The sequence below is a fragment of the Pseudoalteromonas sp. MER144-MNA-CIBAN-0113 genome, assembly GCF_040308965.1.
Classification (GTDB): domain Bacteria; phylum Pseudomonadota; class Gammaproteobacteria; order Enterobacterales; family Alteromonadaceae; genus Pseudoalteromonas; species Pseudoalteromonas tetraodonis.
Genome location: NZ_JBEOOG010000012.1, coordinates 37379 through 52070 on the forward strand (window position 1 = coordinate 37379; position 14692 = coordinate 52070).

Sequence of the window (14692 nt, forward strand, 5' to 3'; positions counted from 1 at the left end):
CATTATTAAATACACTTGATATCAAGCCAGTGTTTTTCACTGGCTTTTTTATGCCTATGAAACGTTATTTTGTTAATATATTTTCCTAGTTTGTGATTGTTCTGTCATAATAGATGGCTGTGTGTTTTTATTAACTTAAGAGTGATTATGGTAGGTCGGCGAATTAGTGATGAACAATTAATTGAAATCATTGAAGCGGCGATTTTTGTGGCAGATAAGCCCGTATCAAAACGTCATCTTAAGGACACGGTTTTAAACGATTTAGCAATTTCTATGGCGCGCATTAATGATGCTGTAGAGGCAATTCAAGTTCATTATCAAACCCGAGGTATACGCTTAGTTGAGGTAGGCAGTGGGTATCGTTTTCAAGCGTGTAGCAGTTTAAGCCCATGGTTGAGTAATTTATGGCAAGAACGCGCTCCTAAGTATTCGCGAGCTTTACTCGAAACCTTGTCGCTAATTGCATATAAACAACCTATTACCCGTGGTGAAATTGAGCAAGTACGGGGCGTAGCAACAGGCTCAAATATTATTAAAACTCTGCTTGAAAGAGAGTGGGTTAAAGTAGTTGGGCATAAAGAAGTACCTGGGAAACCGGCACTTTATGCAACGACTAAACAATTTTTAGATTATTTTTCAATAACGGGACTTCATGATTTACCTGCATTGCCAGAGCAACAGCAAAGTAAAATTACCCAGTTATTAAGTGATCCTTCTGTGAGAGAACCATCCAAATGAGTATACAAGGTGAAAAGTTACAAAAAGTCCTAGCCCGCGCAGGGGTAGGTTCACGCCGCGAAATGGAAAAATACATTGACGCTAATCGTGTGAGTGTAAACGGTAAAGTAGCTAAGTTAGGCGACAGGGTTGAAGAAACCGATTTAATTCGTGTTGACGGCCACACTGTTAAAATTGAAGAAAAAGCTGACAGAATTTGTCGCGTAATTATGTACAACAAGCCAGAGGGCGAACTAAGTACTCGTAAAGATCCAGAAGGTCGTCGTACTGTATTCGACCGTTTGCCACGTATAGATGGCGATCGTTGGATAGCAGTAGGACGATTAGATGTGAATACGTCAGGGTTGATGCTTTTTACCAATGATGGTGAATTAGCAAATCGCTTAATGCACCCGAGCTACGAAGTTGAACGCGAATACTCAGCTCGTGTATTTGGTGAAGTGACTGACGAAACAATGAAAAACTTACTTCGCGGTGTAGAGCTTGAAGATGGTCCGGCTAAATTTACCGGTATTAAGCCTATGGGCGGTGAAGGTATTAACCGCTGGTACAACGTAACTCTTAACGAAGGTCGTAATCGTGAAGTTCGTCGTTTATGGCAATCACAAGATGTGGAAGTGTCACGCCTAATTCGTATACGTTACGGTAAATTAGAGCTTGATAAGCGTGTACCACAAGGTGGTTGGATTGAGTACGATTTAGACACAGTTAACTATTTACGTAAAACAGTTAAACTTGGTAAAGAAACGCAAACTAAGCTGTCGGTTATCCCTGAAAAACGTAAAGATAAGCGCGCGAAAATAAATCAAATTCGTAAGGCGGTTAAAAAGCATAATCAACGTGTAAAACCGACTAAACGTAAGTAATTACGCTACTAATAAAACAATAAAGCCGCTTTTCATAGCGGCTTTTTTACGTTTAAAACTAAATATTATTTTTTAACTTGTGCGTCTAACGATTGGCCATTGATATTTTTTGAGTCATCACTCATTAAATACAGGTAAGTTGGCATTAAATCTTCAGGTGTTGCAAGTAAATCACGATCTTCACCTGGGAATGCACTTGCACGCATTGATGTACGTGTTGCGCCTGGATTGATGCAGTTAACACGGATTGGCGTTTTTTCAACTTCACACGCCCATGTTTGCATCATACCCTCTACCGCAAACTTAGAAATAGCGTAAGGTCCCCAAAATTCTCTTCCTTTACGACCTACACCCGATGAGGTAAATACCACTGAAGCACTTTTTGACTTACGCATTACAGGGAACAACGCTTTGGTGATCATCGCTTGTGCTGTTACGTTTACTTTCATTACATTTTCGAATGTTGATGAACAAAAGTGCTCCAACGGCCCTAAAGTACCTAAAATACCCGCGTTATTTAATAGTCCATCAAGGCGGCCAAATTGGCTCTCGATAGTTGCAGCAAGGTCGCGGTAGTTTTGTTTAGTTGCACCTTTTAAGTCCATAGGCACAATCGCTGGCTGTGGGTAGCCTGCATTGACGATTTCGTCATACACACATTCTAGTTTATTAGTTGTTTTTCCTAATAAAATAACGGTTGCACCATGTTTAGCATAAGTAATTGCTGCAACACGGCCGATACCATCACCTGCGCCTGTTATCAAAATTACTTTGTCTTTAAGTGCGTTTTCAGTTGCTTGATAGGTATGCATAAAAGTACCAATGTTTAAATTTTTTTTGATTTTAACATAGCAAATCGACAAGTAATCGAATTTATTACAAATTTAGGTGGCGAAACTAGAAAGTTTACGTTAAGTTTAACTGGTCTAATGTCTCATTAATATACTAGCTACATTATTTTAACTTGATTACACTGACTATAAACACACTATAAAAATAAGATTTGTGCGGAGAACACTATGAAAAAAATGCTACTCTCGCTCTCAGTTGCAGCTGCATTAGCAGGCTGTGGCGGCGGAGAAACGTTAGAAGATGTTAAAAACGATTCAGTTACAGTTATTCCAAAAGCTACGGTAAAATTTGACCCTGCAAATGGTGTAATTTCGGTTCCTAATGATTTATTGATGAGCGGTACGCGCGATGGCACATTAAACATTCCTGGTGAGCTAAATGACGAAAATGTTTCTATCCCTCGCGCTGCGTATGCAGATCCGCAACTTGCACTAGGGGCACTTGATGGCTGGTCTACGCAAGTTCCTTTTAAAATAGATTTAACGTTTCCACCGGGCATTAGCCTAGATGAAACGTCTGCAGCTTCACCAGGCACAGTACGTATTTTTGAAGTGATCATGGGTGCAAGCCTAACAGATGCCGAATGCTCACAAGCACCAGCCGGTGCTGCATGTAAATTAGTGGGCGAATTAACCTTTGGTGTTGATTTTGTTACACTAGGCTCTGGAGACGCGGTTGCAATTATTCCACTTAAGCCATTTAAGGCTGGTAGCTCGTACATTAATGTATTAACGACTGGGCTTAAAGATTCAGAAGGTCGCTCAATTGAGCCATCATCAACATATGCGACTGTTAAACAAGAAGCGCCGTTAGTAACGCCATCACAACTTGCGCTGCAAGGGGCTGTTAACAGCTACGAAAACGTAGTGGTGAGCTCGGGTGATATCACCAAAGACGATATTATTTACTCAGCTGCCATGACAATGCAATCAGCAGGTCCTGTGCTTGGCACAATCAAAAAGATTTTAGCAGCAAGCTTAACAGAGCCAACAATTCCAACGCCTGCGTTGCAAATTCCAACACAGCCTATGGCTAATGTACAACAAGCGTTTGCAATACAAGGTGTAACGGTACCTGACGTATTCCAAGTAGCACAGTACCAAAAGGGCAGTATTCAGTTACCTATGTATTTAGGTACGCCGAAGGGTAAAGAAATCAGTGATTTAAATGATACTTACTGGCAAGGTATGTGTGATAACGCAGTGGCTATCATGGGTTATAAAGCGCAAGCGGGTGAAGCGTTCCCAACTGATCCTATTAGTGTTAACGATGCAACATGTGCAGCGTTAAGTGATGGACAGCTTCGTGATTTAGGTTTAGATAGCACGCGTCATTTAACCAAGTATAACGTTATTCCTAAAATGCAAAGTATGGCGACTGTGCCAGTACAAATTACTAAGCCTATTTTACCGGTTGTGAATGCATACCGTGCAGGCTTAGGTTTAGAGCCTTTTGCTGCTATGCCAGAAAATGGCTGGCCAGTGGTTATTATGCAACACGGTATTACCACACAAAAAGAAAGCATGTTGACACTAACAGCACAGCTTTCACTTCAAGGCTTTGCAACGGTTGCAATTGACCATCCTCGTCATGGCGAGCGTGGAATAGATGTTGATGTTGATGGCACAGATGACTTTAACGCAACATCAGGCTCTGTACTTAGTTACATGAACCTAAGCTCGTTATTGGTCGCCAGAGACAGCTTACGCCAGTCAAGTGCCGACTTACTTGGTTTACGTTTAGGCTTAAACTTCAGTGGTGATAGTTCACTCAATTCTAGAGATGTATCTTATATTGGCCATTCACTGGGCTCAATTGTAGCGCCTGCATTTATTGCACAAGCGAATAGCCCATTGGCTGATCAAGTAGACCCATTCTTTAAAGTTAATGCTGTTGCATTGGCAAGTGGCGGTGGCGGTATTGCTAGCTTCTTATTAGAGTCAGCCGCGTTTGGCCCATTTATTCAAGGCTCTGTACTTTCTCAAGCTGGAACTGCTGAAGCTGACGAGTTTAATGCATTCTTAAATGCTGGTGCGTTATCAAACTGTGGCGCCTTGTTACCAGACATGCAGGACTTCTTAAGCTGTGGCTTTAATGAATTTGCAGCATCGCTAACGATGGCGGGAGAAGCTGATAAACTGGCTAACATCAAGGGCGTGATGACGCAGTTTGTATTTGCAGCACAAACAGCATTAGATAGCGGCGATCCGACTAACTACGCAGCAACCGTTAAAGCACTAGAAACACCTGTGTATATGAATGTTGTTGTTGGTGATGGTACTGATAGTAACAAGCCAGACCAAGTTATTCCGCCGATGACTGCTAACAACCCAATTGCAGGTACACTGCCTTTAGCTAATTTTATGGGGTTAGAAACAGTGAGTACAACTCAAGCACCAACAGAGATGGGCGCTAGCTATTTAGTTAAATTTAACACAGGTCATCATGGCTCGGTATTGACACCGGCGCAAGATGAAAGACAGTCGTCTACAGCAGCGGGCAGCGCCGCAGCTAATGAAGAAATGCAATTTCAGGTTGCAGCTTATCTAGCATCGCGTGGACGTTTGTTGTCAGTACGAGATACTAATGTTGTGACTAATTAATAATCAACCATTCAATTAAGTACAAAAAGCCACTATTAAGTGGCTTTTTTTTGTGTTAAAGCATGCTAAATTGGCTGAAATTTATAAACGGAGAACACAATTGGAATTTTTATACGAGTACGGTTTGTTTTTTGCCAAAACCCTTACCTTTGTTATTGCTATTGCTGTGATTTTAACCTTAATTGTAAGCTCGGCTGTTAAGCCAAAAGCGAAAAAAGGCGAGATAGAAATAGAAGACTTATCAGAGCAGCTGACTAATATAAAAGAAAGCTTTTTAAATAATACGCTAGGTAAAAAAGAGTTAAAAGCCTATCAAAAACAACAAAAAGCAGAGCAAAAAAAAGCGGACAAAGAAGCGCCTAAATCACGACTCTATGTTATTGACTTTAATGGCAGTATGGACGCACATGAAGTAGAAAGCTTGCGAGAAGAAGTGACCGCGATAATTTCAATAGCTGATGTAAAAAAAGACAAAGTGTTAGTTCGCCTTGAAAGTGGCGGGGGAGTTGTACATGGCTATGGTTTAGCCGCATCACAATTACAACGTTTAAAGTCAGCCGGTATTGAGTTGACTGTATCAATAGATAAAGTCGCCGCCAGTGGTGGTTACATGATGGCTTGTGTGGCTGATCATATTATTGCAGCACCGTTTGCAATTGTTGGCTCTATTGGTGTTATTGCACAAATTCCAAATTTTAATAAAATTTTAAAGAAAAATGATGTCGAGTTTGAGCAAATAACGGCGGGTGAATTTAAACGCACGTTAACTTTATTTGGTGAAAATACCGATAAAGCCCGTGAAAAGTTCCGCGAAGAGATAGAGCAAACTCATGTATTGTTTAAAACTTTTGTGAGCACTCAGCGCCCAAGTTTAAATATGGATTTAGTGGCAACGGGTGAACATTGGTTTGCAACCCAAGCAATTGAAAAAGGGTTAGTCGATACTATTAAAACCAGCGATGATGCGTTGTTAGAGCAACAACAGCAATATCAAATTTATAAAGTGCAATACAAGATTAAAAAAGGATTAAGTGACAAGCTGGCAATGGGTTTGAGCCATGGTGTGAATAAAGCGGGTGTAAGTTTAATGTCAAAGTTTAAGGCGTTAAACCCTTAATAATTTAATCACTTAAACCCAACAAAAAAGCCTTGTTACTTAACGAAGTAGCAAGGCTTTTTTTATGACTATTGTCAGAAATACTAATCAATAGATTTGTGGTAGTCCTCTAAATCTTTTGCTGCATTTGGGTCGTTAAAGATACTTTCATCTAGTTCACCTTCGCTTTTAGCGACGACACACGTAACCATACAGTCACCCGTTACGTTTACTGCTGTACGGGTCATATCAAGCAATCTGTCTACACCAATAATAATGGCGATGCCCTCAACAGGTAAGCCAACTTGGTTAAGTACCATGGCTAGCATTATTAAACCAACACCAGGTACACCCGCCGTACCAACAGAGGCAAGCGTTGCAGTTAGTATCACCATTAAGTAATCAGAAATAGTTAAGTCAACACTAAATACCTGAGCGATAAATACCGTAGCCACACCTTGCATAATTGCGGTGCCATCCATGTTAATGGTTGCACCAAGCGGAATAGTAAACGAAGCGACCGAATTATTAGCGCCAAGCTTTTTAGTTGCCGTTTCAAGTGTAATAGGCATAGTCGCGCTTGAACTTGAGGTACTAAAAGCAAATAAACAAGTGTGCTTCATTTTAGCCAAGAAAGTGAGCGGGTTTAGACCCGTGAGTATTTTTAGCAGTAGGGTGTAGTTTACAAATGCGTGTAGTAATAAGGCTAATACAACCACGCCAAAGTACTTAGCTAAACTCACAATTAAGTTTAGTTCAATGGTAGTGAACAATTTAGCCATTAAGAAAAATACGCCGTAAGGGGCAATGTTCATTAGCAAAGTAACCAGTTTTAAGATAACGGTGTTTAAGTCTTCAAATACAGTAGCGACACGTTTACCTGCCTTTCCGCTAAGTGCCATTGCAATACCGAATAATAGAGCAAACACAATTACTTGTAACATGTTTCCTTTTGCCATTGCTTCAAAAGGGTTGGTAGGGAACATATCAATAATTACGCGAGCTAAAGTAGGCGCTTCTTTGGCATCATAACTTGCTTGAGAGGGTAACCCAATGCCTTCACCCGGGTTGAATAGTAGCGCTAAGGTAATCGCGACTGTAATCGCTATTGCCGTTGTAACTAAGTATAAACCAATTGATTTACCGCCTAAACGGCCTAATTTCTTCGGATCGCTTAAACTGCAGGTACCACATACCAGCGATACAAATACTAAAGGCACAACCAGCATTTTCAAACTGGCGATAAATATTTGCCCACCTACATGAAAAAGGCCATCAACAAAAAAGGCTTTAATTGGCAAAGAGAATAACCCAAGAGGAATTAGGTAATCGTCTTCACCAGCTAATATAGCCTGAAATATAAAGCCTACTGCAACACCAAGCACCATACCAATCATGATGCGAGTAGTTAAACTCATTGAACGGATTTTAGACATATTTCCAATCTATTTTTTATAAATTTGGCATAGACTAACAGCATGTAATTTTTTTTACAGAAAAAACGTCAACTTTTTAAAAATTTTTATCAAAAAAAGGAGTAAAAAACTGAGATTTTAGACTAAGTTATAGGTTAACATTAAGTAAATAAGTTTAACTTAGTAATAGCGCAACGGAGAAACCTATGCCTTTAACTCGTTTGCTCAGCATTATATGGCTCAGCACATTACTCATCGCCTGTGGCGGTGGTGGCTCACTGGAAAAAGAAAGTGGAACCGTTGGCGGTGATACTGGAGGCACCGGTGGAGACGTTGTCGAACAAGCAATTCAAGTTGAACTTGATTTTGAAGATAGAATTGTTACTGCCGATAACCCGTTAGAGGTGGTTGCAACGGTAACCGGAAGTGATGGTCAACCTGTTGTGCGTCAAGAGGTAAGCTTTACCACAACACTGGGTTCTTTTATACCGGCTACAGGTAGCGCTTTAACAAATTCCAGCGGTGTTGCAACTATCGAGCTTAGCGCGGGTAGTGTTGAAGGAGCAGGAACCATTGTTGCCAGCTACGAAGACGCAACAAGTAAACTTGGCTTTTACACGGCAGGTGATGAGCCTCAATCGAATGACTCAACCGCAAATATTGACATTAAAATTTTACAAAACTGCCCTGATAGTTGGTTAAATATAGACAGAGATTCTATAGAGCTTGATCCATCTGACTGTTCTCAAAATAGTAATTTACTTGGGCAACAAGCTATTGTATACGCAAAAATCACCAAACCTGGCAGTAATACGCCAGCAAGTAATGTACTGGTTCAAGCGACAACAACGCTAGGTATTTTATTACCTGAAAGCTTAACGGCTAAAACGGATGCGTTTGGTGTTGCTATTTTGAATTTATTGCCTGGCAGTAGCTCAGGTGTTGGCCAAGTTGAGTTAACCGCTCAGGGCGGCGTTGCGAGTGCTTTATTTGAAATTAACGCTGTTCAAGTAAATGTAAATTTAAGCGCGGGTATTGCAACTGGTGATGTGTTGTCTGCAGGTTCTACTACTATTATTACCGCTCAGATTGTAGATGGCAGCAATAACTTATTCACCACTCCACTTGAAGTACAATTTACCTCGGCATGTGCTGAAGAATCTACTCCTAGAGCCACTATCGATAGTGTGGTAACTAGCATTGGCGGCACGGCAAGCGCAACTTATAAAGCGGATGGTTGTAATGGTATAGATACGATTACAGCAACCGTGGTTACCGGTGGCAACGTTGCCACTAAAACAATTAATATTAATGTAGCTGCCGCTCAAACGGGTTCAATCGCGTTTATGGGTGTGACCAATCAAGTGTTAGCTATTAAAGGAGCTGGCGGTCAGACTCTCACTGAAAACTCAGAGCTTACCTTTAAACTTTTAGATATTAATGGTAACCCTGTTGGTCAAAAGCAGATTGATTTTGCTCTTTCGCAAAACCCCGGCGGCGCGTTGCTAGACAGTGCATTTCAGTTTACCAATAACGAAGGTTTAGTAACTGTAAATGTCCGCTCAGGAAGAGCCGCAGGAGTTTTATCTGTTATTGCATCACATCAAGTTGAGGCTGGCGACACATCACAAAATAATGTGATTTCTATTGTGTCAAATGACATAACCATTACCACTGGTGTGCCAGATCAAGACAGTTTTACGCTTGCAGTGCAAACATTTAATACCGAGTCATTAAATGAAGCCGGGGTGACAACAGACTTAACTGTATTTGCAGCCGATCACTTTAATAATTTTGTTCCTGATAACACGGCAATTTATATTGCCAGTGAAGGTGGTGCAGTTGGCACAATAGATGATCAACAATTTACACCTTTATTACTTTGCCGCACCATAGATGGTGTGTGTAAAGCGCAGTGGCGTAGCCAAAACCCAATTCCATATAGTGATATCAAATACAAGAATACTGTTGCTGATAAGTGCGACCGTTACTTTGGTCAAGCAGCACCTTGTACATTAGGTATCAGAGAGTCACAACTAGACGCAAACGGCAATCTAATTACTTATCTTGATAGTAGTGGTAACCCAATATCACTTGCGGATGCGCCAAGTAATGCACCAATAGATTATCCATTAGGTGGGCGTGTAAGCTTGTTAGCATACTCAGTGGGTGAAGAATCATTTAATGATGTATCTGCTAACGGTGAATTTAATCAAAACGAGTTTGATTCTACATTACAAGATTTACCTGAAGCATTTATAGATTTTAATGAAAATGGTATTTTTGACGGAAATCTACCCGCACCTGCAAACCCAGTAAATTCTAATGGCGGTGAGGATGAGTGGTATGTGGAGCGCTCTGGTGCACTAAATAATGGTCAGTTTGATTCTGGCGATGGCATTTATAATGGTTTGTTATGTAGTGACGAGGCGCTTGCTGCAAATGCATGTACGCGTGAAACAGTAAATGTACGCGATCGTTCAGAGTTAGTTATGTCTGGAAGTACACCTTACATTAGAGCTGTAACGGCTTTAGATGACTGTAGTTTAAGTGATGGTATTCGCTTAGAAGCTTCTGATATGGCGGGTATGTGTGACATAAACCTTATTGATATTAGCAATTCCACACCTTACAGCGCGATTTCAGTGACTATTTTCTTCAGTGATATTTATAACAATCCATTGCCTGCAGGTACTACAGTTACTGTCACTGCCGATAATGGTGTGTTAAGAGGGTTAACAGATTACACCGTTGTGAATACTGCGCAACAAGTGCCTATCTCTGTTTCAGTAAATATTACAAAAGAGGCTGAGCCAAATGATGTTGATTCTGGCTTTTTATACATTGAATTTGTGACCCCTGGTGGGGTGAAAACTCAATATACCGTGATGTCGATTTTAGACGAGCCTAAGGTTTAAAATTAATAAAGCATAGAAAATGCCAACCAATAAGGTTGGCATTTTTGTTTCTATTCTATATATTCCACATCAATTATTCAAAAAGCACTGGTTTGATTAAATTTACAACAGAAATTGTTTGTTTATTCAGTAAATACTGAAAAGTTTGTATTAAAAGCTTGTAAGAACTAGTGTTTGTAGATATACCTATAAATATTCGCGCCGCATGAGTCGGCTAAACACATTTAAAAAACTAGGTTAGAAATAGGCAACTATGGGCAAATCGCTAGTAATTGTAGAGTCACCTGCTAAGGCTAAAACAATTAATAAATACTTAGGTAATGATTTTATCGTAAAGTCCAGTATTGGACACGTACGAGATTTACCTACTTCAGGTTCTGGCAAAAACAAAGCACCAGCAAGCAAAACGCCTGCTGAGGTGCGTAAAATGCCACCTGATGAGAAAGCAGCGTATAAACAGCAACGTGACTATACTAACTTAGTCGCGCGAATGGGAATCGATCCTGAAAAAGGATGGGAGCCACATTACGAAATATTGCCGGGTAAAGAAAAGGTTGTTCAAGAATTACAAAAGCTTGCCCAAAATGCTGATCAAATCTATCTTGCAACGGATTTGGATAGAGAAGGGGAAGCTATTGCTTGGCACCTTCAAGAAATTATTGGTGGCGAGCCAGAAAAATATAAGCGTGTTGTTTTTAACGAAATCACTAAAAATGCAATACAACAAGCATTCGAAACCCCAGGTGAGTTAAACACCGACATGGTTTATGCACAGCAGACCCGTCGCTTCTTAGACCGTGTTGTTGGCTTTATGGTATCGCCCCTATTATGGGCTAAAGTAGCGCGTGGTTTATCAGCGGGTCGAGTGCAATCTGTTGCAGTGCGTTTATTAGTTGAACGCGAACGTGAAATTAAAGCATTTATTCCTGAAGAATTTTGGGACATTCATGCCGATGTTAAAAATAGCGAGTCTGACCTACGTTTAGAAGTCACTAAACAAGCAGACAAGCCATTTAAGCCAGTAAATGAAGCTCAGGCTAGTGCAGCAGTTAAAAGCCTTGAGAATGCCGAATATAAAGTTGTCAGCGTTGAAGAGAAACCAAGTAAGAGCCGTCCAAGTGCGCCATTTATTACTTCAACAATGCAACAAGCAGCAAGTACCCGATTAGGTTATGGCGTTAAAAAGACCATGATGCTTGCCCAGCGTTTATACGAGGGGGGTTATATTACTTATATGCGTACCGATTCAACTAATTTATCGAAAGATGCGGTTGAAATGTGTCGCGAATACGTAACCAATGAGTTTGGTGCCAAGTATTTACCTGCTGATCCGATTAACTATAGCTCTAAAGGTAATGCACAAGAGGCGCACGAAGCGATTCGTCCTTCTAGCGTATCAGTGCTTTCTGGGCATGTTGAAGGTGTGGATGCCGATGCGAAAAAGCTTTATGAGCTTATTTGGCGTCAGTTTGTGGCCTGTCAAATGGTGCCAGCTGAGTACGATTTAACCACCTTAACGGTCGCTGCCAACGATTTTACATTGAAAGCAAAAGGCCGTGTTTTACGTTTTGATGGTTGGACTAAAGTGCAACCGGCAGTACGTAAAAAGAATGAAGAAGATCAATCGCTGCCTGCTGTTAAGCAAGGCGAGGTGCTCACGTTAGTTGAGCTTGATCCTAAGCAGCACTTTACTAAGCCACCGGCTCGTTTTAGTGAAGCAAGCTTAGTTAAAGAGCTTGAGAAACGTGGGATTGGTCGTCCATCTACGTATGCCTCTATTATATCAACGATACAAGACCGTGGTTATGTACGAGTAGAGAATCGTCGCTTTTTCGCTGAAAAAATGGGGGAGATTGTCACCGATCGCCTTGTTGAAAACTTTACCGATTTAATGAACTTCGATTTTACCGCTAAAATGGAAGGCCGTTTAGATGATATCGCCGAAGGTGAGCGTGTTTGGACGCAAGTTCTCGATAAGTTTTACGCTGATTTTTCAACGCAATTGAATATTGCCAAAGGTGAACCCGATGAAGGCGGTATGCGTCTTAATCAAATGGTAGAAACCGACATTGACTGCCCAACGTGTGGCAGAAAAATGGGTATTCGTACTGCTTCAACGGGCGTATTCTTAGGATGTACTGGTTATAACCTGCCACCTAAAGAGCGCTGTACTACCACTATGAACTTAGTGTCGGGTGATGAAGCGGTTGCAGCTGATGTTGAAGACGTTGAAACAGAAACATTAATGCAAATGAAGCGCTGTCCAATTTGTGAAACAGCGATGGATTCATACCTTATCGATGAAACCCGTAAACTACACGTGTGTGGTAATAACCCAGCGTGTCATGGACATGTGGTTGAAGAGGGTACGTTTAAAATTAAAGGTTACGACGGCCCTATTATTGAATGTGATAAATGTGGCTCTGATATGGAATTAAAATCAGGTCGATTTGGTAAGTATTTTGGCTGTAACAATGACGAGTGTAAAAATACCCGTAAGTTATTAAAAAATGGCGAAGCTGCGCCACCAAAAGAAGATCCCGTTCATATTCCTGAATTAGAATGTGAAAAGTCTGAAGCCTATTTTGTATTACGTGACGGTGCTGCAGGTATTTTCTTAGCAGCAAATACGTTCCCTAAATCACGAGAAACACGCGCCCCCAAAGTAGAAGAGTTACAGCGTTTTAGAGATCGTATTTCGCCTAAGTTTTACTACCTAGCTGATGCACCAGCTAAAGATCCTGATGGTAATCTTGCTGTTGTGCGTTACAGTCGTAAGAATAAATCACAGTATGTAATGACTGAGGTTGATGGCAAAGCAACTGGTTGGACGGCACACTACGAAGGTGGTAAATGGGTAGAAGAGGCTAAGAAAAAAGCCGCGCCTAAAAAGAAAGCCGCCGCTAAAAAAGCGCCTGCTAAAAGTAAAGCGAAAGCAAAAGTAAAAAAAGACGATAAATAATTAATTATTCACCGCTTTAAGTAATAAAAAACCGGAACGCACAGCCTGTGACAGTTCCGGTTTTTTTGTCAAATCAAACCTATCGCAATGGCATTTCTAATCTGATTTTTTACTTTACAGGATTAAAAAATGTAACCAATTTAGGTTCAATTCACACAATTATTCATTAAATTTTAACAGCAGTGACTTTGTTATAGCCTTCAGATGTTAGTTCATCATTCACACACTTTAAAACATAGTTATAAAGCTCTTCATTGCTTACGTCGTCTTCTTTAGCCCAACTAACACACATTTCTGTGAATTCTTGAATCGTCTCAGCTGAAGCGTCTGTAGCATCGTTTGCCACTGTATTAGCAGCAGATAAAACGAAAAATGGTGCAACGATTAACGCGAGTAATGCTTTATTCATTTTCTTATTCCTAAAAATGGAGTAACAATCGAGTTATGTATTCATACAATGCCTACATAAAACAAGTGTAACCAAGCCAGAACATCTCTGTTGGTATATTGATTTTTAATCGAATATAAAATAAAGGGAAACGAAATATTTTTATCGTCAAGATGAGCGTATCGCGTAAAAGTGTTTAACCTTAACTAATTGTGTTACAGCTAAATTTAGGCTAATGTCGCGTTTTAATTTTTAGGTGTTCTTATGTCAGAGCCACATACAAATAATATAAATAAAAAAATACAACCTGTTCATAAAGTAGAGCATGCTCTTGAGTCGTTTATATTCAAAGGACGCTGGTTACTCGCCCCATTTTTTGTCGGTTTACTATTTGCTGTGGTTTTATTACTAATAAAATTTTTTAAACAGCTGTATTTGATGGGGATCGCAACGTTTACTGCCAGTAATCAAGAGTTGTTGGTGGGTATATTAACTTTGGTTGATACCGCTTTGTTAGCTGGACTTTTATTAATTATTATATTCAGTGGCTACGAAAACTTTGTCTCTAAGCTTAATATCGAAAATCATGAGGACCGTCCCGTATGGATGGGAAAAGTAGGGTTTTCTGGTTTAAAAATGAAACTGATTAGTGCAATAGTCGCCATTTCAGCCGTTGAGCTACTAAAGGTGTTTATAAGCTCTGCATCTCATTCAAATGATGAATTACTCTGGAAAGTGCTGATACACGTGACCTTTGTTGTGTCGGGTGTACTGTTTGCATTTACTGATTACTTAAATAGTAAAACAATTAGCCATTAAAAAATGCTAAAAAAACCCGAGCAGTGCTCGGGTTT

10 protein-coding genes are annotated in these 14692 nt (G+C 40.3%); 7 read left to right on the forward strand and 3 right to left on the reverse strand.

Features of this window, described 5'->3' with window-relative positions:
* Nucleotides 1-147 precede the first annotated feature (147 nt).
* Complete coding sequence (scpB, locus tag AAEY57_RS04935; protein WP_008110002.1) at nucleotides 148-738, forward strand: SMC-Scp complex subunit ScpB; 591 nt, start codon at nucleotides 148-150, stop codon at nucleotides 736-738.
* A complete protein-coding gene (rluB, locus tag AAEY57_RS04940) occupies nucleotides 735-1604 on the forward strand; it encodes a 23S rRNA pseudouridine(2605) synthase RluB (protein WP_008110001.1) in 870 nt (289 codons plus the stop codon). Before scpB ends, rluB begins: the two co-directional genes overlap by 4 nt.
* Nucleotides 1605-1669: 65 nt before the next feature.
* Here rluB and AAEY57_RS04945 read toward each other — a convergent pair whose 3' ends face one another.
* A complete protein-coding gene (locus AAEY57_RS04945; RefSeq protein WP_128583614.1) occupies nucleotides 1670-2416 on the reverse strand; it encodes a YciK family oxidoreductase in 747 nt (248 codons plus the stop codon).
* Nucleotides 2417-2623: 207 nt separating this feature from the next.
* On the opposite strand from AAEY57_RS04945, the gene AAEY57_RS04950 reads away from it, so the two are divergent.
* Nucleotides 2624-5059 (forward strand): VolA/Pla-1 family phospholipase, encoded by a 2436-nt coding sequence (locus tag AAEY57_RS04950; RefSeq protein ID WP_350606702.1) that lies wholly within the window; start codon nucleotides 2624-2626, stop codon nucleotides 5057-5059.
* Nucleotides 5060-5159: 100 nt separating this feature from the next.
* Nucleotides 5160-6176 carry a protease SohB gene (gene sohB / locus AAEY57_RS04955; protein ID WP_128583642.1) on the forward strand — a complete coding sequence of 339 codons (1017 nt, stop codon included), beginning with the start codon at nucleotides 5160-5162 and terminating at the stop codon, nucleotides 6174-6176.
* A gap of 83 nt (nucleotides 6177-6259) precedes the next feature.
* On the opposite strand, the gene AAEY57_RS04960 is transcribed toward sohB, so the two are convergent.
* Nucleotides 6260-7591, reverse strand: a complete 1332-nt coding sequence (locus AAEY57_RS04960; RefSeq protein WP_013464802.1) for a dicarboxylate/amino acid:cation symporter — start codon at nucleotides 7589-7591, stop codon at nucleotides 6260-6262.
* Between the two features lie 185 nt (nucleotides 7592-7776).
* Between AAEY57_RS04960 and AAEY57_RS04965 the strand changes: the two genes are divergently transcribed.
* Together AAEY57_RS04965 and topA are read left to right on the forward strand one after the other, a co-directional pair.
* Nucleotides 7777-10488 (forward strand): Ig-like domain-containing protein, encoded by a 2712-nt coding sequence (locus AAEY57_RS04965; RefSeq protein ID WP_138765180.1) that lies wholly within the window; start codon nucleotides 7777-7779, stop codon nucleotides 10486-10488.
* A gap of 253 nt (nucleotides 10489-10741) precedes the next feature.
* Nucleotides 10742-13450 (forward strand): type I DNA topoisomerase, encoded by a 2709-nt coding sequence (gene topA, locus AAEY57_RS04970; RefSeq protein ID WP_290187489.1) that lies wholly within the window; start codon nucleotides 10742-10744, stop codon nucleotides 13448-13450.
* A gap of 166 nt (nucleotides 13451-13616) precedes the next feature.
* Here topA and AAEY57_RS04975 read toward each other — a convergent pair whose 3' ends face one another.
* A complete protein-coding gene (locus tag AAEY57_RS04975; RefSeq protein ID WP_290187490.1) occupies nucleotides 13617-13859 on the reverse strand; it encodes a hypothetical protein in 243 nt (80 codons plus the stop codon).
* A 243-nt stretch (nucleotides 13860-14102) separates the two neighbouring features.
* Here AAEY57_RS04975 and AAEY57_RS04980 point away from each other — a divergent pair, with 243 nt between their 5' ends.
* Nucleotides 14103-14657 (forward strand): TIGR00645 family protein, encoded by a 555-nt coding sequence (locus AAEY57_RS04980; RefSeq protein ID WP_028835834.1) that lies wholly within the window; start codon nucleotides 14103-14105, stop codon nucleotides 14655-14657.
* The last annotated feature ends 35 nt before the right edge of the window (nucleotides 14658-14692 follow it).